General features: G+C 39.8%; 19 protein-coding genes. 14 read left to right on the plus strand and 5 right to left on the minus strand.

What is annotated here, in order from left to right; all coding sequences use genetic code 11:
• Positions 1 to 104: 104 nt before the first annotated feature.
• Positions 105 to 1,010 (minus strand): endonuclease, encoded by a 906-nt coding sequence (locus tag AC1TO6_RS03020; protein ID WP_482100127.1) that lies wholly within the window; start codon positions 1,008 to 1,010, stop codon positions 105 to 107.
• A gap of 37 nt (positions 1,011 to 1,047) precedes the next feature.
• The gene (locus AC1TO6_RS03025) at positions 1,048 to 1,743 is read right to left on the minus strand and encodes a helix-turn-helix transcriptional regulator (protein ID WP_482100128.1); all 696 of its coding nucleotides are present in this window, start codon (positions 1,741 to 1,743) and stop codon (positions 1,048 to 1,050) included.
• A gap of 126 nt (positions 1,744 to 1,869) precedes the next feature.
• Between AC1TO6_RS03025 and AC1TO6_RS03030 the strand changes: the two genes are divergently transcribed.
• The 4 genes from AC1TO6_RS03030 to AC1TO6_RS03045 all read left to right on the plus strand — a co-directional run bounded on the left by AC1TO6_RS03030 (position 1,870) and on the right by AC1TO6_RS03045 (position 4,830).
• Positions 1,870 to 2,904, plus strand: coding sequence for a zinc-binding dehydrogenase (locus tag AC1TO6_RS03030; protein ID WP_482100129.1), 1,035 nt, complete (start codon positions 1,870 to 1,872; stop codon positions 2,902 to 2,904).
• 305 nt (positions 2,905 to 3,209) lie between these two features.
• Positions 3,210 to 3,449, plus strand: a complete 240-nt coding sequence (locus tag AC1TO6_RS03035) for a hypothetical protein (protein ID WP_482100130.1) — start codon at positions 3,210 to 3,212, stop codon at positions 3,447 to 3,449.
• Between the two features lie 131 nt (positions 3,450 to 3,580).
• Positions 3,581 to 3,850 carry a hypothetical protein gene (locus AC1TO6_RS03040; protein WP_482100131.1) on the plus strand — a complete coding sequence of 90 codons (270 nt, stop codon included), beginning with the start codon at positions 3,581 to 3,583 and terminating at the stop codon, positions 3,848 to 3,850.
• Complete coding sequence (locus tag AC1TO6_RS03045) at positions 3,847 to 4,830, plus strand: lysozyme inhibitor LprI family protein (protein WP_482100132.1); 984 nt, start codon at positions 3,847 to 3,849, stop codon at positions 4,828 to 4,830. Before AC1TO6_RS03040 ends, AC1TO6_RS03045 begins: the two co-directional genes overlap by 4 nt.
• Positions 4,831 to 5,215: 385 nt before the next feature.
• On the opposite strand, the gene AC1TO6_RS03050 is transcribed toward AC1TO6_RS03045, so the two are convergent.
• Positions 5,216 to 5,866: a DUF2238 domain-containing protein gene (locus AC1TO6_RS03050; protein ID WP_482100133.1), complete on the minus strand. Its 651-nt coding sequence runs from the start codon at positions 5,864 to 5,866 to the stop codon at positions 5,216 to 5,218.
• Positions 5,867 to 6,223: 357 nt separating this feature from the next.
• Between AC1TO6_RS03050 and AC1TO6_RS03055 the strand changes: the two genes are divergently transcribed.
• The 4 genes from AC1TO6_RS03055 (at position 6,224) to AC1TO6_RS03070 (ending at position 9,168) form a co-directional block, all read left to right on the plus strand.
• Positions 6,224 to 6,646 (plus strand): MarR family winged helix-turn-helix transcriptional regulator, encoded by a 423-nt coding sequence (locus AC1TO6_RS03055; RefSeq protein ID WP_482100134.1) that lies wholly within the window; start codon positions 6,224 to 6,226, stop codon positions 6,644 to 6,646.
• A gap of 116 nt (positions 6,647 to 6,762) precedes the next feature.
• Entirely contained in the window at positions 6,763 to 7,785 is a 1,023-nt protein-coding gene (locus AC1TO6_RS03060) for an NADH:flavin oxidoreductase/NADH oxidase (RefSeq protein WP_482100135.1), read from the plus strand.
• A gap of 113 nt (positions 7,786 to 7,898) precedes the next feature.
• The gene (locus AC1TO6_RS03065) at positions 7,899 to 8,132 is read left to right on the plus strand and encodes an aldehyde dehydrogenase family protein (RefSeq protein WP_482100136.1); all 234 of its coding nucleotides are present in this window, start codon (positions 7,899 to 7,901) and stop codon (positions 8,130 to 8,132) included.
• Between the two features lie 34 nt (positions 8,133 to 8,166).
• The gene (locus AC1TO6_RS03070) at positions 8,167 to 9,168 is read left to right on the plus strand and encodes a bile acid:sodium symporter family protein (RefSeq protein ID WP_482100137.1); all 1,002 of its coding nucleotides are present in this window, start codon (positions 8,167 to 8,169) and stop codon (positions 9,166 to 9,168) included.
• Positions 9,169 to 9,533: 365 nt separating this feature from the next.
• On the opposite strand, the gene AC1TO6_RS03075 is transcribed toward AC1TO6_RS03070, so the two are convergent.
• Positions 9,534 to 11,579, minus strand: coding sequence for a catalase (locus AC1TO6_RS03075; protein WP_482100138.1), 2,046 nt, complete (start codon positions 11,577 to 11,579; stop codon positions 9,534 to 9,536).
• A gap of 287 nt (positions 11,580 to 11,866) precedes the next feature.
• On the opposite strand from AC1TO6_RS03075, the gene AC1TO6_RS03080 reads away from it, so the two are divergent.
• On the plus strand, positions 11,867 to 12,607 hold the full coding sequence (locus AC1TO6_RS03080) for a pirin family protein (RefSeq protein WP_482100139.1): 741 nt from the start codon (positions 11,867 to 11,869) through the stop codon (positions 12,605 to 12,607).
• Between the two features lie 335 nt (positions 12,608 to 12,942).
• Here the strand turns inward: AC1TO6_RS03080 and AC1TO6_RS03085 are convergent, their stop codons facing one another.
• On the minus strand, positions 12,943 to 13,731 hold the full coding sequence (locus tag AC1TO6_RS03085) for a hypothetical protein (protein ID WP_482100140.1): 789 nt from the start codon (positions 13,729 to 13,731) through the stop codon (positions 12,943 to 12,945).
• 588 nt (positions 13,732 to 14,319) lie between these two features.
• On the opposite strand from AC1TO6_RS03085, the gene leuC reads away from it, so the two are divergent.
• From leuC to AC1TO6_RS03110, 5 genes are all read left to right on the plus strand, one after another.
• The gene (gene leuC / locus AC1TO6_RS03090; protein ID WP_482100141.1) at positions 14,320 to 15,726 is read left to right on the plus strand and encodes a 3-isopropylmalate dehydratase large subunit; all 1,407 of its coding nucleotides are present in this window, start codon (positions 14,320 to 14,322) and stop codon (positions 15,724 to 15,726) included.
• Between the two features lie 14 nt (positions 15,727 to 15,740).
• Positions 15,741 to 16,325 (plus strand): 3-isopropylmalate dehydratase small subunit, encoded by a 585-nt coding sequence (gene leuD, locus AC1TO6_RS03095; protein WP_482100142.1) that lies wholly within the window; start codon positions 15,741 to 15,743, stop codon positions 16,323 to 16,325.
• Positions 16,326 to 16,365: 40 nt separating this feature from the next.
• Positions 16,366 to 17,328, plus strand: a complete 963-nt coding sequence (locus tag AC1TO6_RS03100; RefSeq protein ID WP_482100143.1) for an MBL fold metallo-hydrolase — start codon at positions 16,366 to 16,368, stop codon at positions 17,326 to 17,328.
• Between the two features lie 137 nt (positions 17,329 to 17,465).
• Positions 17,466 to 18,401: a hydroxymethylglutaryl-CoA lyase gene (locus tag AC1TO6_RS03105; protein ID WP_482100144.1), complete on the plus strand. Its 936-nt coding sequence runs from the start codon at positions 17,466 to 17,468 to the stop codon at positions 18,399 to 18,401.
• A 72-nt stretch (positions 18,402 to 18,473) separates the two neighbouring features.
• Positions 18,474 to 19,523: an ABC transporter substrate-binding protein gene (locus AC1TO6_RS03110; RefSeq protein ID WP_482100145.1), complete on the plus strand. Its 1,050-nt coding sequence runs from the start codon at positions 18,474 to 18,476 to the stop codon at positions 19,521 to 19,523.
• Positions 19,524 to 19,533 lie beyond the last annotated feature (10 nt).

Raw genomic sequence — 19,533 nt, forward strand, 5'->3', positions numbered from 1 at the left:
CACCGTCATCTTTTTTAGCTAAGTATCATATGAGTGCTTAGTGGCACGATTTAAGCAATTGTTTCATGTCCATTTTTAAGGGGCTTGACCACAGGTACGGGTTACTAAATTGAAAAACAATACTCACACAGTCGACTAATCGTCAGCCCAGTTTGCTGCCGAATGTTTGCAAGTGTCTTCCTATGATTATCGTCAATAACAATCTGATATCCACTAAGTACTTCTTTACTTTCCAATAACCGATTGAATATCCTGAAAGTTTTATGGATGCACACTATCTGTTGAGAATCGTCAAACAAGTTGTGTAGACCATTCAGTTTTTCATTGATTTCAGATGTTGGTTTCACTAATTTGAACTTAGCCGGTAGGTAAATTGTAGTTCGCTTTGCAATCGGTCGGAGAGGTTGCACAGGCAAAGCTTTTCTGTTCATCGATTCATGCAACCAGGGTGAGACAAGTTGGAGAAAATAGATGATTTGAAACTGGTCATAGAGTAGAATTCGGTTTTGTCCGTCCATAACAAAACGGAGGTTGAATTTCTCAAGAAGCAATTGAATCAACCGGTTATTTTCCTCGTTAGAAAAACTATCAGTCGATAAGATGATTTTATTAACAGTTCCGTTGACTATCTTTAAATGGCCATCATCCTGGTACCACCACGCCAATGCTCGTTCATCCAAATGCTTTTCAAGATAGTCGACTGGAAGGACCTTTCTTCCGTTTGGATACCATTGTATATACAAATTTGTAATCACTTCATCGGTCCGGGATTGCACAATATAGCTTTCAGAATAGCCCTTTTTGATTCGTAAATCCATCACTTTCCGATAGGTCGGGGGAGATAGAGGTATGAAGTTTTTCAAGTGATCATAGCAGTATTCTGTCCATCCAACGTCCTCTGTTCGATGCATAAACTGAAAGCGAGGTTTTCTTCCGTCCTGCTTCGTAATGCAGCCGTCGCCCAACAACTTACCACAGATGTAATTATGAAATCTCCCTGATTCGTTCATCCTATAACTCACCTCCTTCATTTATCTAATCAACAAATTACGGTAGAATACCCTTCCTAAATAACTCCGCCACAGCATGCGTCCGATTTGTTGCGTTTAATTTTTTTAAGCCCATTTTCACATAATCTTTAACGGTATGTTCACTGATTCCTAGAAACACGGCGATTTCTTTCGTTGTTTTGCCTGCAGAAATTTTCGTAAGGACTTGGAGCTCCCGATTGCTTAATAATTGATGGTTTTCATTTTGAAGTGGTGATTGTAATATCAATCCTACCTGCCTGCCGAATGCCGTTATGTTGGATAATAGTTCCTCGTTAAATTCTGCATCTTCCACGGGTCTTTCGCTGTATATTATTCCTATTACTAATGACCTACTAACTATCGGTGTGACCAGGAAAGATGTAATCTCTGAATGAATTACATAATTACTGCTCGTTTTTTCAAATAGTTCACGGTCTCTATAGTGCTTTGCTTCCTTTTCATTTATTGCGGTCATAATCCCGGGTAAAGTTCTGATATCAAATCTTAAGTCATGAATGTATTTAATTTGATTTTGTTCTAAAGAAATAATGCCTTCTGCCAAATATCCAATTGGGGAATAACGGCAAAGTTTAGCATCCAAAACAGGGAAACAATCTCTATATGCCTCAAGTACTGCAATTATTTGCTTTTCTTGTGAAGAAAGGTTCTTAATAGACTCCAACTGTTCATTAATAAGGGAAACTTGAACCACAAAACCACTCCTTTTAGGGGATATAACCCCTGCTAAAATGGGAATATTCCCTCTTCACTAAATAGTGTAACATAAAGTTATGAAAGCGTTTACTATTTTCTGAGAGAGAAAAAGGGGGATAAATTGATGAAGGCATTAGTTATTGAAGGTGTTCAAAAAGCGGTAGTGAAAGAAGTTCCAGTCCCAGAATTTAAGAAAGACGGAATGTTAATTAAGACGATGGCAAACGGTGTTTGTAGAAGTGATTGGCATGTTTGGGTTGGAGACCATGGTATTATCCAACCAATCATTGGTCATGAGTTTTCTGGAGTTGTGGAGGAAGTCGGAAGTGATGTGAAGAATTTCAAGCGAGGAGATCGTGTAATCATTCCGTTTTCAGGAAGTGATGGAACATGTCCATATTGCATAGCGGGTGACACACATCTCTGTGATTCTTTCCTTGTACCTGGAACTGCCTATCAAGGCGGTTATGGTGAATATGTTGCTGTACCTATAGCGGATAGAAATGCGATTCATTTGCCTGAAAATATTGGTTTCGCGGATGCAGCAGCACTAGGCTGCCGATTTATGACCGCATATCATGGAATTATTGACCGCGTACACGTACTTCCTGGGGAAAAGGTTGTCGTTTATGGGTGTGGCGGCATTGGTTTATCTGCCATTCATATCGCTGCATCAATGGGCGCATATGTAATTGGGGTAGATATAAATGATGATAATTTAGAACTTGCAAAGAAACTTGGCGCACATTACACAATCAATAGTAGAAATAACAATCCAGTAGAAGCTGTAAAAGAACTTACGAAAGGTGGAGCCGACGTTTCTGTTGATGCATTAGGGATAACTGAAACATGTTTAAACGGTATCAATAGCTTGAGAAAAGGCGGCCGTCACTTACAGATTGGCGTTACAACGAAAAAAGAGGCTGGCTTTATATCAATCCCAGTAGATGACATGGTACTCAATGAAAAATCATTCATCACAACATTGGGTATCCCTGCAGGTCGATTCACTCCTCTTTTAGAACAAGTAGCCCAAGGGAGTTTACAACCAGGAAAAATGGTGACACGTAACATTAAACTTTCCGAGGTTGAGGGAATTTTTGAAGATATGAGCAATTTCGCTACTAAAGGAACATTTGTGGTTACTGATTTTAACTAAACTATGGGGCAATACACTACAATCTCATAAAGTGAAAAGGGAAGTCGACTGTAACATTTGTCGTCTTCTTTTTTGATTTATTAATCAGTGCCTGGAATTGAAAACGAGCTATTCTTCTTACCTACTTCGTAATGCAGCCGGTTCCTAACAACTTGCCCCAACACCTATTTGAATAACTCATAATTGGGCCGATATAAATGATATAGATACGACACATATTATTAAGAAATGCTGAGGCAATCCCTTCGTATAGGGTACCCGATTTTTAATAGTTACTTAGAAGCTGCTAACTAGGAGGAAACAAGATGGATCAAGCACAACAAGAACAAAAGAAACACCTGGAACAACAACTCCAATGGACGGTGGAACAGGTTCGTATCTTGGATGAGATGAACGTCAAGTTGCATGAAATGAAGAGAATAGCTGAGTACGCTTTAGTAGAAAACCTTTCAGCAATTGAAATTGAGAGGTTGAATGGAGAACTGGATACATTGAAGAATGAATTCAGTTCTCTGGAACGACTGCTGTATCCAATACTCTATTAATTACTTATTGTTCCATTATAGGTAAAATTTCCTGTATACTAGTTTTTCATACGCCGACTTCTTATGGGGTATAGGAATCTGCAGAATCTAAACATATTTAATTTATCACGAATCCACTGGGGGAAAGACAGATGGAATTTATGGAATACCTGAAAATCAGACACACAGTCAAACCAGGAGAACGGCACATCAAGGATCGTTCTGCAATGCAATACAATAACCGTCTCCTTAATCTGCAAAGATACAATATCTATAGCGGTGAACGAGCTGTAACGGATCAGATGCTGCGACAGATTCAAGAGCATTATAAGGATACAACCAATCATTATAAAAGAACGATTACATACTATATAGAGTTTATGGCATATCGCGAACAGCAAACGAATGGGAGTGGCTTATGAGACGGTTGGGTACAACTTTAGTGTTAGCCGGCTTGTTGGTCGGGTGTACTAACGGGATGTATGACAAAGCAATGGAGCAAGGAAAGCTGGCGCTTGCCAATGGAGAATTTCAGAAGGCGTTGGGGTCTTTTGAACTTGCCAAAGATGAAAAACCGAGTGATGATACCGCAAACCAGTACTATAAAGATGTGAATGAGTTATTAGAAGTGAAGCATGACGTTGAAGAAGGCAACTTGGAAGATGCCGAAGAGAAAGCACGCGAACTCTTAAATTCAGAAGATCTAGTAACTGGCCTTCGCAAGGAACTTGAGAGAATCGTTGAAGAAGTTGAGGGAGAACGGGCGTTATTCGATGCAATTGCAAACCAACTCGCGGAAATTAAGAAAACTGCTGATGGAGGAGATGCTAAAGCAGCACAGGCGGCGATTGCTGAGGTAAAGCAAGATGAAGAGAAGAAGGCAATGCTCGACCATTTTTCTACCGAGCTTGCGAGCCTAGAGGAGGATGTTGCAGTCCAGTTGAAAAAACAGCTAGACGCCGCTGCTGCTGAGCAAGAACGCGTTCAAGCTGCAAAGAAGAAGCAACAAGTCGTCGCTGAAAAGAAAAGACAGACACCCTCTGGTAAACGAGATAAGTATTTTCAAAAACTTCACCAAATCGAAGCTAGCTTGTCGGATCTTGATTATCTAATCAAAGACGGTGTCACCTCAGACTTGATTGAAGCAGAATCCGAGAGATACGAACGCTGGGACGATGCACTCAATGAGATTTACGGAGTCTTAAAAACCCAACTCTCCGAAAGTGAAATGAACGCCCTCCGGGAAAAACAACGTTCATGGATTGCCTACCGCGACCGTACCGCAAACGCAGAAAGCGCCAAATTTGCAGGTGGCAGCGCAGAACCCCTTGCATACATAGGCACCATGGCAACCCTTACGGAGGAACGTTGCTATGAATTGGTGGAAGATTATATGAGGTGAATAAATTTCGCGAACCTGTGCAAGAAACTATTCTGTAAATTCACTACAACTGTATAATAATAAAAGAAGGGTCAGACGTATAGGGTGATATCTGACTCTTTTGTATGTTCATTCATATGTGTGAATTGTTCGTCATTGTGTCATGCACTGGTACGGTTTTTAATTGGCCCCTGCAATTCTTCACTTTCTTTTTTGAAATCGCCCGTATTTATCAGGAATATCCATCAGGAAAATCATGAAAATAGATTCTCCATCCCTTGAATCATCGTCTCGTGCGAAAAGACCAAAGGAGGATTTAACATAACAAAAGGATTTAAGACCGATTCAATCTAGTAAAACCGAATATCCCTTCATCACTAAAAAAAAATCACGAATGTTTTATGATTCACGACTTTTTTGGTACCGTACTAAAGTGATTTAGTTTTTTTAACAGCTTGTTATGTAGTTTTGAAAAAATGAGTAACGACAGAATAGAACCAATTAAGGCAAGCGACATATCCCATTGTGCATCCCACACATCGCCTTGCATACCTAAAAAGTCTTTAGTCCCTTCTCCTGCATTTGGTAATTGGGTACTCAACCATTCGATGATTTCGTACAACGCCGCAATGGCAAGCACAATGCTGGTTGCAATGCCAAACAACCAATTGTCTTTGGTTAATGGAGTTTGACGTACCAATAGTTCTCTCACTACAATCACACTTAAACCTTTTAGGAAATGTCCAAATCGATCATAATGATTGCGATTCAAATGAAATTCATCTTTTATCCAATTAAAAAGGGGAACCTCTTCGTATGTGTAGTGACCCCCGATAAACGTAAGAATTGATAATAGGGCAATGATGAAATAAGAGAGAGAAGTGAGTCGAAACTTATTGTAAGTCGCAATGACAATAATCCAAACGACAACGGCAGGGCTAACCTCTGCCAACCACGTCAAAATTTCTGCTGGCTTAAAGGCTGACCATATAAAAACGAGGGTTACAATTAGAAGTAAAAATAAATTAACCTTTGTACCCTTATCTAAAACCAACATTATCACTCCCTCCGCTCAACAGTATGCGAATAAACAGAATGGCATATACATTTTCGTGGTGACCTGCTCTTTCTCTACGAAAATTAATAATTTCTCCTACCTGTGCAAGAAACTATTCAGCAAATTCACTAGAATCGAATAATAATAAAAGTGAAATCAAATATTCGTGTGAAAATCTTTGTACTACGAATACTTATACAGAGGTGCGAATTGTCGTCTTTTTGTCTTTCACAGGTACGGGTTTTCAAACCATATGCTTGCTACATGCATATGGTTTGAATTGAGTATAACGCTTGATTACTCTATAATTAAGTTTGAAGTACAGAATTGTTTGAATTAGAATAGGTGGAATGTAATATGACAACGAATCATGATTTTATGAATTACTGGTTATCCATAGACGCAATACAAAATAAAGTGAAGAAAGAATTGGAAAACGTGTTGCAGGCTGAATACAGTTTATCCCTAAAAGAATTCTACGTGCTTTATCATCTTTCCATGGCGCCTGACAAGAAATTGAGATTACAGCAATTGCAAGAGATGATTGGATTGAGTCAGAGTGCACTTTCCAGATTAGTGGGTAATATGGAAGCGAAGAGCTGCGGTGCTTTAGAAAAGCATGTTTGTACAGATGACCGTAGAGGTACCTATACGCATCTTACAAACCTAGGTGAGCAAAAGCTGCAAAAAAGTCTAGTCTCTTTCCATGAAATACTAAGATTACACCTCTCTGCTATTGATATTGAAGGCATAACAAAACAATTATTGGAAAAGCTATAAGTGCCATGAACTATCAAAGTGCTCAATAGAAGCACTTTGATTTGACATGGAGAATATATAGCTTTAATATAAATGCATGCGTAATGCATATATATTTAAACGAGGGAGTTTTTGCAATGCAAGATTTATTTAGTCCATTCAAAATAAAGAATTTGGAGTTAAAAAACCGAGTTGTCATGCCACCAATGTGTCAATATTCCGTTGACCAGAAAGATGGCATTGCCAATGACTGGCATTATCTGCACTATGTCAACAGAGCAATCGGTGGAGCAGGTTTTATCATGATTGAAATGACGGATGTCGAGCCTGACGGAAGAATTTCGGATTATGATTTGGGTTTATGGTCTGACGATCAAATACCTGCTTTGGCCAAGATAGTGGAAGCTTGTCATCGCTATGGAGCTAAGGTTGGGATTCAGATTGCACATGCTGGTCGTAAAGCAGAAGATGCAACTGTGCCCGTAGCGCCTTCTGCAATAGCATTCGACGAGAAGTCCAAAACACCAAGAGCGCTGTCAACAGTTGAAGTAAAAGATATGGTCGAGAAGTTCCGTAAAGCAGTAAGACGCGCGGTTGAGGCTGGATTTGATTCAATCGAACTCCACGGTGCACATGGTTACCTAATTCATCAATTTCATTCCCCACTTACAAATAAAAGGGAAGATGAATATGGACAGGATCTGACCAAGTTTGGACGCGAAATCATTCAAGCAGCTAAAGCGGAAATGCCTGCTGATATGCCACTAATGATGCGTATCTCTGCAAAGGAATATGTAGAAGGCGGCTATGGAATAAACGAAAGCATTGAGTTCTCTCGCGTTTATCAGGAAGCTGGAGTGGATATGTTTGACGTCTCTTCTGGTGGAGAGGGTCAAATCGCAGCTTGGGGGAGACCTGGAACACATGTAGCTTACCAAGCCCCGTTAGCCAGACAAATCAAAGAAGCGCTTCAGATACCAGTCATGGCCGTCGGTAGATTGGATGATCCAAACCTAGCCAATGCAATCATCGGAAATGAAGAAGCAGACCTAATTGCAGTTGGAAGAGGCATGCTGAGAAATCCTTATTGGACATTGGAAGCTGCTAAGCAATTGAAGAAAGAAACAACAGTGCCGACACAATACTTAGCAGGATTCTAAATAAAAACGAATAAAGGATAGTATCAACACTGAAATACAAAAGCCCTTGGAATAGCTTCCTTGGGCTTTTGTTGCTTCTTCAAGTGATTTGAATACATATTAAGAGGTATGAATTGTTTGTCATTATGTTATGCCGAGTGCTACAGTTCACTAATTCAGCAAAATGGTTCCATGAAAAACTTCCTAAAGGGGCATTTCAACGTATTATAGGATATGGAGGAGAAATTGGATCTGCATTGACTTCTCATCCTGGGATCAATCAAATTACTTTTACAGTTTCGGTTCTAACAGGAATCGAAGTAATGAAATCAACCTCAAACAATGTTGCCATTCAAGTTCGCCTATAAAGTATTAAAATAGGCTCTGAAAAGGAGGCTTAAAATGAAGGCTCTTAACAAAATTAGTATGTTAGCTGGTAAATATTTTGCCCTAATCGTAATCGTGTTTTCAATCCTAGCTTTTATGGTTCCAAGTTTGTTCTCTTCATTTGGTGCGTATATAAGCATCTTACTTGGGGTCGTAATGTTCGGCATGGGCCTTACATTGAAAGCAACCGACTTTAGATTGGTTTTTACAAATCCAATTCCTGTTCTAATAGGAGTAGTTGCACAATTTTCTATTATGCCAACTATTGCATTTGTTATTGCTTATTCGTTAAAATTACCGGCTGAGCTTGCCGCTGGTTTGGTTTTACTTGGCAGCGTTCCCGGAGGTACTTCTTCTAACGTAATGGTCTATTTGGCAAAAGGAAATGTTCCTCTATCCATCACCATGACAACTGTTTCTACATTACTTGCTCCAATTATGACACCATTTCTATTATTCATTTTTGCAGGGCAATGGTTGCCTGTTGATCCAAAGTCTATGTTTATATCAATAATACAGGTGATCATTCTTCCAATTATATTGGGTTTATTAGTTAATAAATTCCTACCTACTGTTACCAGTAAAAGCGAATCTGTTTTACCCCTTGTTTCCATTGTTGCGATTACCATTATTGTATCTGCAATTGTTGCGAACAATAAAGAAAATATTGCAACTGCAGGAATACTAGTATTCGTAGCAGTCTTACTACATAATGGCTTTGGACTTTTATTAGGATACTATGCAGCGAAAGCTTTAAGACTATCCCGCCAAGACCAACGTGCAATATCCATTGAAGTGGGAATGCAGAACTCCGGTCTTGGTGTAGCTTTAGCTGCTGCTTATTTCACACCACTAGCTACATTACCAAGTGCATTCGCGTCTGCATGGCAAGTAATAACGGGAACTTTTCTCGCTTCCTACTGGGCAAAACATGGAGTACCAAATGAACCTAATTCTACTATAGAAGGACAACAACTTCATGATCCTATCTTAGATGCAGAAGAACTATCGAAATAATATATAAAAGAGTGCTTTATGATTATGTATCAAACAAAAGGGCTGTCCCAAAAGTCATCAAGAATGACTTTGAGGGCAGTCCTTTTTTTAAGTTTTGCGTACCTGTGCAGGGACTATTCTGCGAATTCACTACAACTGTATAATAATAAAAGAAGGGTTAGACGTCTAGGCGGATATCTGATTCTTATTTATGTTTATTCATATACGTTATTTGTTTGTCATTGTGTCATGCACAGATGCGGGTCACTTAACAAAAGAAGTCAAACAAAAAAATAAGAGGAGATAGAAGGTACGTATTCCGATAGTAGTACCCCTCTTATCCTCATTTTGAATTTAGAATGCTCTCTTTTTCTGATGGAATGTAATCAAACTAACTTCCTCTGCCAGAAACGGTGGGCAGCAATCGCCTCAATAAATTCTGTCACAAAATCTGTAATGTCAGTATCCGAAATTACTCCTGGTTCACCTTCAAAATCATTTACTTCCAGCCATTGGATGCCTTCACCGGTCGCACCAATCGGTTTATAGTGTGAAAATGCCTCATCAATGAAGTAGGCTGCATCCTTGTTGAACATTTTACTTTTGTTACTTCCCCTTATCATATAGACAGCATCAAATAACACCGACTTCGCAGTTAGAAAGGTATGTTCCGCTTTTACCTTAACTCCATTTGTACCCTGCACTGGTCCAATGTTTTCACTGATAATTTCCGGCATAAGGCCTTCGTTAATCAATCTGTCGAGTACATATTGAACCTCTGGACCATTGAAGCCCTCCGTCAGTATCACAGCGACCTTACGTGTTTTTTCTGATTTTGTTGTATTTTCCTGGCTGAGGGCTGGGGAAGATTTTGTTATGGTCGAACCGCCCCCAATAGGCGGATTTACCCCGATATTTACCGCGAAGGCGGTCGCTAATTCAAGACTCACATTGGCAAACATATCCACCACCTGCTGTTTGACCGAATCACTTTTGACTTTCTCTAGTTCGAAGCTGAAGGCATCAATGATATGCATTTTTTCAGGTGGGCTCATACTGTTCCAAAAAAGGGTGGCCTGAGAAAAATGGTCCGCAAAACTGTCACTTCGGGCACGGATTTTAACGCCTTCCACCTTTTCCTGATAGGAGGCATATCCCCCTTCCTCCACACTTGCAGGCGCCGGGGTGTCACCAGCCAAAGAGTTTCGGTGATAACTCACCTTCCCGAGATTGATGGTCTGGCGATGGAAGCCCTCCCGTTGATTGTTATGGAACGGTACAACCGGTCTATTAATTGGTATTTCATGAAAGTTAGGTCCACCCAGACGGAGTAATTGCGTATCTAAGTACGAAAACAGGCGCCCCTGTAATAATGGATCATTCGTAAAATCAATTCCAGGTACAACATTGCCCAAATGAAACGCAACCTGTTCCGTTTCAGCAAAGAAATTGTCTACATTCCGATTCAGGGTCATCTTTCCAATGAGGGTTACTGGAATGTCTTCTTCCGGCCAAATCTTTGTCGCATCCAGTATATCGAAATCCAGACTGAATTCATCCTCTTCGGCAAGAATCTGAACGCCTAATTCGTATTCCGGGTACACCCCTTTTTCAATGGCATCCCATAAGTCATTACGATGAAAGTCAGGATCGATGCCTGTCAGTTTACGAGCCTCGTCCCAGACAAAAGAATGAACTCCTAATGCAGGCTTCCAATGGAATTTCACAAAATGGGCTTTTCCTTGATCATTGACAAAGCGAAACGTATGGACACCAAATCCTTCCATCATCCTAAAGCTACGTGGAATGGCGCGGTCTGACATAATCCACATAATCATATGTGCAGATTCCTGGTTATTAGCGACAAAATCCCAAAACGTGTCGTGGGCGGTAGAGGCTTGCGGGATATCATTATTAGGCTCCGGTTTGAAGGCATGTACGAGATCTGGGAATTTAATAGCATCTTGGATGAAAAACACAGGGATATTATTCCCAACTAGATCATAGTTTCCTTCTTCTGTATAGAATTTAGTCGCAAATCCTCTGGCATCCCGAACCGTATCCGCAGAACCACGGGCTCCATTTACAGTAGAAAATCGGACAAATACGGGCGTCTTTTTGGAAGTGTCTTGCAAGAATTTCGCCCTTGTATACTTTTCCATGTTTTTGTATAACTGAAATTCTCCGTGCGCGGCAAAACCACGTGCATGAACAACCCTTTCTGGAATTCGTTCGTGGTCAAAGTGCGTTACTTTTTCGCGAAAATGAAAATCCTCCATTATAGTCGGCCCCCGCACGCCCGCTTTTAATGAAAATTCATCTTCTGACACTTTTAACCCTTGATTGGTTGTAAGTGTCTTGCCTTTATCATCAACCCGAAAAAATTCTAATTGCTCGTCTTTGCTGTTCTTCCCATCATCGCGCTTATTCATATAAGATCACTCCCTATCAATAAATGGTATGAGGCACTCTCGAATCTTATGATGAAAATCCACGGTTTCCCGTTCATCTATAAAAGGTAGCTAAACTTCGTCTACCTGTGCAAGAAGCTATTATGTAAATTCACTGCAATTGAGTAATATTAAAAGAAAAATCAGATATTCATGTTAGAATCTTATTACGTTGACTACGTATCCAAAGGTGTGAATTGTTCATCATTGTGTAATTCACAGATATGGTTTTTAACTACAAAAAAAGCAAATAAAGGAGTGTATGGAAAGTGAATATTTTACGGAATGAACAAGCTAATTCAAACGGTAGAGGTCCTTTTTCTCTACAAATTCGTCGACCCGGTTTAATCGATGGGAATTTGGAAAAAGAGGATTATGCATTTGGTCCACTTAGCCGAATTGATCATGCAAATATCGGAAAAGGTATAACGATAAAGATGCATGAACACATAAATGATGAAATTATAAGTTATATGTGGCAAGGCGAAATGCTACATGAAGATTCAACAGGCTTGAAAGAATCTTGCTCACCCACAAAGCAAATGCTAATGGGGGCTGGGAAAAGCTTCTTCCATCAGGAATCAACACCAACAGGTCCGGTTGAAATGCTCCAAATAATTATACGTCCGTCGGAAAAGGATTTTGAGCCACGCGTTCAATTTGCGGAAATGCAACTACCTGAAGTCAGTGATTGGCGTTTAATTGCAGGACCAACAGAATCAAATGCCCCACTTGAACTTCGTCAGCAAATCATTGTTTACGATGTGCATGGAAAGACAGACGAAGCCTTTATATTACCGTTTGTGGCTGGCTATACACCTTGGCTGTATGTAATGGCCGGCGAAATTGCTGCACATGGGGAAATCCTACGTAAAGGTGATGCAATTTCAGATACTGCGGAAGAGTTAACCAAAATCCAAATGACAAAGGATACAACCGTTGTGTTATTCCTAGTCGACCTAGAGGCACCAATGACACTTGCTGGTAATTTCAGTGGCGTCAAACGCTAATAAATTGTTTCCAACGAACTTCTCGAAGTCTCCAACAAAAGCTGAGATTTGTCCAACCAACTCGGTATGGTGTCCAACTAACGCGGTACAGTGTCCAACGAAAGTATCAAAGTGTCCAACCAACAGGTAGGTTTCCAACGAACTCTTCGAAGTGTCCAACAAAAGCCGAGAGCTGTCCAACCAACTCGGCATAGTGTCCAACGAAAGCATCAAAGTGTCCAACAAACAGGGAGGTTTCCAACCAACCCTATTTAATTACTTATCTAGAGGTGTGGATTGTTCGTTGTTGTGTCATGCAGTTTGGGTCACTAAAAACGCAAATCAACTACTTTATTTCATCGGTAGAAAAATCCCTCAAATGGCACGTCATAATCCATAAATGCCTCGCTGAATAAAGCCTTGTCGATGAGCTCGCGCAAAACACCTGAATAATAACCAGGCAGATTCCGGATAGTTTTCGATTTGGTTGTTTGAATTGAAATACGAAGTGCTTGCATCGCCAATTGCTCGAACAGCTCTACTTTTTCTTCGTGGATGCTAAACTTAAGCATTTGCAGGGACTGTTTTCGGTAGACACCATAAAAATTACGTGCCAATTTACTTTCTCCGATTGTTGAAGAAAGAAGAGATTTCATTTTACCGAAAAGTGTAGTGGGCACAATTTCCGTAGGAGACGTTCTTTTAAGATCTTTATTACTTAACGCTTTAGAAAGAAAAGCTTCGTTTTGCGGTTTAGCAGGTTCAACTTTACTGACAGAAGGCTTTTCGTCTATTGCTGGGGTGTTCAATTTCGACTGGTCACTAGTAGGTTTAATGACATAAATGTTAGCGCCTAGACCGCTCATGACGGGACGAATATAGTGAATGCGTTCGATGATTTCGAGCTTATCTAACTTGCGAATGGCGCGTCGTACCGTTGCATTGGATTTCTTAATGGCCTTTTCTATTGTTTCGTGTTTCAAATGTGCAGCGCCATATTTGACGGAGTAACGGCGAATCATATCAAGAACAGCCCTCTCTGTTTGGTTCATTTCATTCCAGTTTGTGAGTACATGTTGTCTTGTCGCAGCGTCCAAATCGTGTTTGTTTGTGAAGTGTGCGTATTCAGAAAGGTAAGTTGTCATAAAGAATATCCCCTTTATTCTTTATATAGAAGAAAAGTGGGAGAAAGGAGACAACAATGTGAAAAAAGTTTTTCATTCGACAATTCTGGGAAACGACAATTGCGTAGAAAAGAAGGCAACCAGTTCAATATTTGGTTGCCTTTTATTTTTGTCTTATGCCTGTCGGAACGAGGCCACTGAAAAAATAACATTTAAAAGTTGACCGCAAATATAGCCATCGTAGCACATTGCATTTGCATACCACTAAAAGATTCTGACCAAATTTTCTGTGGGAATGCGAAATGAGGTTAGTGGGCGTCCTTGGACAGGAAGTATGGAACAATGGGGAGTTTTTAGAAAGTGGCAATGTAATTTCAATTTTTGAAGGCTTTACCACACGATAAGATTCTGTTCAGGTGTTCTATGATATAAAAATATGCAACGATATTGCAACCAAAGCGTTGCGGTTGAATCTGGTGTTGTTGCACTGCAACGATGAGTGGCTAAAAATAAGATAAGAATGAGCGGTAGTAGGAGTGTTGGTTCATTGGCATGTAACTTGCATATATAGATTGCTACTAACAAATTTCATTATGAGAGGTGAGCAAAGTGAGTCCAAAAACAATTTTCGAAAAGATCTGGAATGACCATATTGTTGAAGAGGAAGAAGGGATACCAAGCCTTCTTTACATTGACTTACATTTAATTCATGAAGTAACAACACCACAAGCGTTTGAAGGGCTAAGACTGGCTGGGAGAAAAGTACGCCGACCTGATTTAACGTTCGGGACAATGGACCACAATGTTCCAACAAAAGATCGTTTCAATATTACTGACCCAATTGCAAAAAAACAAATTGATGCACTTTATGAAAACTGTAAAGAGTTTAATATACCATTAGCGGGTCTTGAGAGTCGAGATCAAGGGATCGTACATATTATTGGTCCTGAACTAGGTTTAACTTTACCAGGTAAAACAATTGTTTGCGGAGATAGCCATACTTCAACTCATGGTGCATTTGGTGCACTAGCTTTTGGAATAGGTACGAGTGAAGTGGAACATGTTTTGGCTACCCAATGTTTGCAACAAGAAAAACCAAAAACATTAGAGATTACTATAAACGGAGACTTGCCTATAGGTACATCCGCAAAAGATTTAATTTTGTCTATCATTTCAAAGTATGGTACCAATTTTGGTGGCGGTTATGTCATCGAATATACGGGAGAAACGATTCGAAACATGACTATGGAAGAGCGTATGACTGTATGCAACATGTCAATTGAAGCGGGGGCTAGAGCGGGATTAATCGCGCCAGATGAAACAACTTTTGCCTATATAGCAGGCCGACGTTATGCGCCTAAAGGGGAGGAGTTGACTAGCGCAATCGCCAAATGGAAGCAACTTGATACTGATCCAGGAGCAACGTACGATAAAACAATTACCGTTCAGGCAAATGAAGTCGTACCACAAGTAACGTGGGGCACAAGCCCAGGGATGGGAACAAATATTATGCAAAGTGTTCCAAACCCAGACGACTTTGCGACGAAAACTGAACAAGAGGCGGCTAGTAGAGCGCTTGATTATATGGGACTTACTGCTGGAACACCAATGCAAGACATTCAAATAGATAAAGTTTTTATTGGTTCCTGTACTAATGGACGAATTGAAGATCTGCATGATGTAGCGAAAGTCGTAAAAGGGTATTCCGTTTCTCCTCTAGTCAATGCACTAATTGTGCCGGGATCCCAATCTGTAAAGGAACAAGCAGAACGAGAAGGACTAGACAAAATCTTTTTAGAGGCAGGTTTTGAATGGCGTGAATCTGGGTGCAGCATGTGCCTAGGTATGAATTCAGATGTACTTGCTCCTAAAGAACGCTGCGCCTCTACTTCGAATCGTAATTTTGAAGGGCGCATGGGTCGTAATAGCAGGACCCACTTACTTAGTCCTGCAATGGCTGCAGCCGCGGCTATCCAAGGCCACTTTACGGATGTACGCGAATGGAAATTTAACTAGGAAGGTGATTAGCGATGGAACCATTTAAAAAGGTAACTAGTGTGGTTACTCCACTAAATCGTCCAAATATAGATACAGATGCGATTATACCTACTGAATTTTTGAAAAGAATCGAACGTACAGGTTTTGGGCAATATCTATTCTATGAATGGCGTTTTGACGAACAAGAGAAGAAAAAGCCAGATTTTGTATTAAATAAACCAGCTTATGCAGGATCTAATATTTTACTAACGGGTTCCAACTTTGGCTGTGGATCCTCTAGGGAGCATGCTCCTTGGGCATTATCCGATTATGGATTTAAAGTTATTATTGCATCTGCATTCGCTGATATCTTTTTCAACAATTGTTTTAAGAATGGAATCTTACCTATTAAGATTTCTGAAGATATTGTACAACAACTTTTTCAAAAAATAAATGAACATGAGAGTTATCAAATAACGGTAGACCTAGAAAAGCAGACGATTATTGACACGCAAGGCTTCCAAGTTCCTTTCGATGTCGATCCTTATCGAAAGGAGTGCTTATTGAAAGGTCTGGATGACATTGGGATAACACTCGAAAAAGAAGAGAAGATTAAGCAATACGAGGGTTCTTATTAAAATGATATGATATAAAAAGTTTAATAGGGGTGATCGTAACATGGGAAAAGTAAAACCTTTTTTATATTCGCTAGGGGACCATATTACCCTGATTGATACGATGGAGGGGGAAAGACGTGGTCGAACAGGTTGTTATGTTATTCAAGAAGAGCAAGTTGCCATTATCGAAACAGGTACCTCCCACGGAATACCATTTATTTTAGAAGGGATTAAAGAATTAAAGGTTAATCCAGAACACGTTCGATACATTGTAGTCACTCACATTCACCTAGATCATTCGGGAGGGGTAGGTTCCATTTTGCCACACTTCCCGAATGCAACGATTGTTGTCCATAAACGGGGGGCAAGACACCTTGTTGATCCGAGTAGACTTATTATTGGTGCACGTTCTATTTACGGTGATGACCTTGAAAAAATATTCGGTGAGATCTTGCCTGTACCAGAAGAGAGAGTGCTAGTTCGCGAGGATGGGGATACACTTACACTTGGGAATGGAAGAGTTTTAACGTTTTATGATACTCCAGGACATGCAAAACATCATTTTTCTATTTTGGACTCTGTTTCGCAAGGGCTATTTACTGGAGATACAGTTGGGAATAGGTATGTAAAAGAATATACTGGACTTGACTTTGAATTTATTTTTCCAGCGACGTCTCCTTCTGATTTTGATAAAAATGCTGTATTATCATCAATTGCTAAGCTTGAGAAACTAGGCGCAAAAAAAATCTTTCATGGACATTTTGGGGTAACAGAGCCAGCTACAGTTGCGTTTGAGAAAGTGAAAGAAACCGTAGAAGCATTTGATACGATTGTGCGTTCCGAATATTCGCAAGAAATAAGTTCAGCAGAGATTAAAAATAGATTAGTCGATTATATGAAACAAGATCTTGAAAAACAAGGGCATTATGTTAACGATTTAAGCTTTCTTGAGCTTGACCTCACGTTAAATTCAGAGGGGCTGCTCTATAGTTTAGAGAAAGAGTATAAAACGGAAAACGTGTGAATTAAGTTGTCGCAATACTCCGAAAATAAAGAGGAGAACTATGCTAATAAGTGTGTATAACACAGCCACAACGGTGCTGCTTATTTTTTAGATGTAGCTGTCTATAGAATAAAGCAAATTTGAAAAGGGGTAGGAAAATGGGAATGAAGATTACAATGACAGAGGTCGTATCAAGGGATGGTCTCCAAATTGAACCGAAGTTCATTGAGACAGAGTATAAAATTTCACTTATAAAAAATTTAATGGATGCAGGGGTGAAAAGGTTTGAAGTCACTTCATTTGTCCATCCAAAATACGTTCCACAAATGAGTGATGCAGAAGAGGTTATGCGTGGACTGCGTGACAGACCAGATGATGTGACATTTTGTACGCTTGCACTAAATGAAAAAGGTGTGGAACGAGCAATTTCCGCAGGGACAGACGAGATTAATTTTACTTTTTCGCTTAGTGAAACGCATAACGGTAAAAATAGCCGCCGCTCTGTTTCAGAAAGCTTGGAAAATATTAAATCCCTAGTGAGGCGTGCAGATGAAGTGAATGTTCCCATAAATGTCGGAATTGCAACGGTTTTCGGCTGTCCTTTTGAGGGGATTTATTCACCTGACCGGTTAATCCCTGTCGTGACACAATTAACTGATTGGGGAATTACGTCTATACTGTTAGCTGACACGACTGGAATGGCTCATCCGAATCAGGTAAAACAAACATGCCAATTAATTCTTGAGCGATTTCCTGGAGTTACATTACAACTTCATCTTCATAATACAAGGGGAATGGGGGCTGCAAATGTACTAGCAGGTATAGAAGCGGGTGTCACTCAATTCGACAGCTCACTTGCGGGAATTGGTGGCTGTCCGTTTGCCCCGGGCGCATCGGGCAATATTTGTACAGAGGATATCGTTCATATGCTTCATTTAATGGGGTATGAAACAAATATGGATATTGATAAATTACTTCTAATCTCCCGGAACTTAGAAGAAAAGTTAGGGAAATCACTTCCGGGACAATTGATGAAAGCGGGTAAAAGTACCGACCTTCATTCAAAAGAGTGGCAAGCAGTAACTTCAAAATGAAGGATATCTACGAAATAAATTGACTGAATATTATATCAAATGGTCTAACATTAAAAAGGGGAGTTGTCTGTTATGAAGAAAATGTTTTTGTTTCCTATTGTGTTTTTATTGATTGTCCTTTCTTTATCGGCTTGTGGTAAGGCTAAATCTGAAACAGCTAGTGAAGTAGAGCGGGATTCAAACTCTGAAGATAGTGAAAAGGAGATTCAAAAAGTAGTGTTTGCAGAAGGGAACACAGGGTTTATGCTTACGCCAATTTATGTTGCATTGGATAATGGCTATTTTGAAGAAGAAGGCTTAGACGTGGAAAGGGTTACACTAAGTGGTGGATCAAAAGCACTTACTGCTGTAATAGGTGGGGGAGCGGATATAGCTACGGTTGCTCTTGTCGATACGATGAAAGCGATTGAAAGTGGTCAAGATGTCAAAGCAATTGGCTCGCTATTTAATCAAATTGGTACAAATATTGTTTTAAATAAAGACATCGCAGCTGAAAAAGGTGTAACAGCAGATTCTTCAATGGAGGAAAAGGTATTAGCTTTAAAAGGACTGAAGATTGGTATTAGTTCGCCCGGAAGCGGTTCAGATCATATTATTCGTAATCTATTAGAATCAGAAGGTGTTAATCCGGATCGAGAGGTAGAACTAATTCCTTTAGGGCAGGCGGATGCTCAGCTTGCTGCGTTTAAAAATAAAGATGTTCAGGCATTCGTATATTCGTCACCAACAACGGATATGGCTACAAAGCTAGATGGGATCATTCTCTTTAACTATAGTAAAGGAGAAGTCGAAGAATATGACGGATTAACTTATTTGACGCTCGTATCGCAAACTAAGGATTTAGAAGAAAATAAAGAGTTATTTCAAAGAGTAACGAACGCGCTAGCAAAGTCAGGTAAATTCATTGAATCGGATAGAGATGGTACGAAGGAGATATTGAAAAAATATATTGAAGGAATCGATCCAGAAATATTCGATATTGCATTTGAAAATAACTATCCAGCATTTGCAAAATCGCCAGTGATCACGAAAGAAGGGTACGAGAAAAATATAAAGTTTGGAGGCATCGACCTGCCTTTTGAGGAAGTAATCAATAATGAGTTTGCAGAAAATACTCAATAAAATAATATAA

The organism is Sporosarcina sp. Y352, assembly GCF_056786535.1.

Coding starts and splice junctions, on each gene's coding strand:
- leuD (WP_482100142.1), top strand. CDS start 15,741: ATGGAACCATTTAAAAAGGTAACTAGTGTGGTTACTCCACTAAATCGT.
- AC1TO6_RS03020 (WP_482100127.1), bottom strand. CDS start 1,010: ATGAACGAATCAGGGAGATTTCATAATTACATCTGTGGTAAGTTGTTG.
- AC1TO6_RS03045 (WP_482100132.1), top strand. CDS start 3,847: ATGAGACGGTTGGGTACAACTTTAGTGTTAGCCGGCTTGTTGGTCGGG.
- AC1TO6_RS03035 (WP_482100130.1), top strand. CDS start 3,210: ATGGATCAAGCACAACAAGAACAAAAGAAACACCTGGAACAACAACTC.
- AC1TO6_RS03070 (WP_482100137.1), top strand. CDS start 8,167: ATGAAGGCTCTTAACAAAATTAGTATGTTAGCTGGTAAATATTTTGCC.
- AC1TO6_RS03055 (WP_482100134.1), top strand. CDS start 6,224: ATGACAACGAATCATGATTTTATGAATTACTGGTTATCCATAGACGCA.
- AC1TO6_RS03100 (WP_482100143.1), top strand. CDS start 16,366: ATGGGAAAAGTAAAACCTTTTTTATATTCGCTAGGGGACCATATTACC.
- AC1TO6_RS03050 (WP_482100133.1), bottom strand. CDS start 5,866: ATGTTGGTTTTAGATAAGGGTACAAAGGTTAATTTATTTTTACTTCTA.
- AC1TO6_RS03040 (WP_482100131.1), top strand. CDS start 3,581: ATGGAATTTATGGAATACCTGAAAATCAGACACACAGTCAAACCAGGA.
- AC1TO6_RS03105 (WP_482100144.1), top strand. CDS start 17,466: ATGGGAATGAAGATTACAATGACAGAGGTCGTATCAAGGGATGGTCTC.
- AC1TO6_RS03030 (WP_482100129.1), top strand. CDS start 1,870: ATGAAGGCATTAGTTATTGAAGGTGTTCAAAAAGCGGTAGTGAAAGAA.
- AC1TO6_RS03110 (WP_482100145.1), top strand. CDS start 18,474: ATGAAGAAAATGTTTTTGTTTCCTATTGTGTTTTTATTGATTGTCCTT.
- AC1TO6_RS03075 (WP_482100138.1), bottom strand. CDS start 11,579: ATGAATAAGCGCGATGATGGGAAGAACAGCAAAGACGAGCAATTAGAA.
- AC1TO6_RS03085 (WP_482100140.1), bottom strand. CDS start 13,731: ATGACAACTTACCTTTCTGAATACGCACACTTCACAAACAAACACGAT.
- AC1TO6_RS03060 (WP_482100135.1), top strand. CDS start 6,763: ATGCAAGATTTATTTAGTCCATTCAAAATAAAGAATTTGGAGTTAAAA.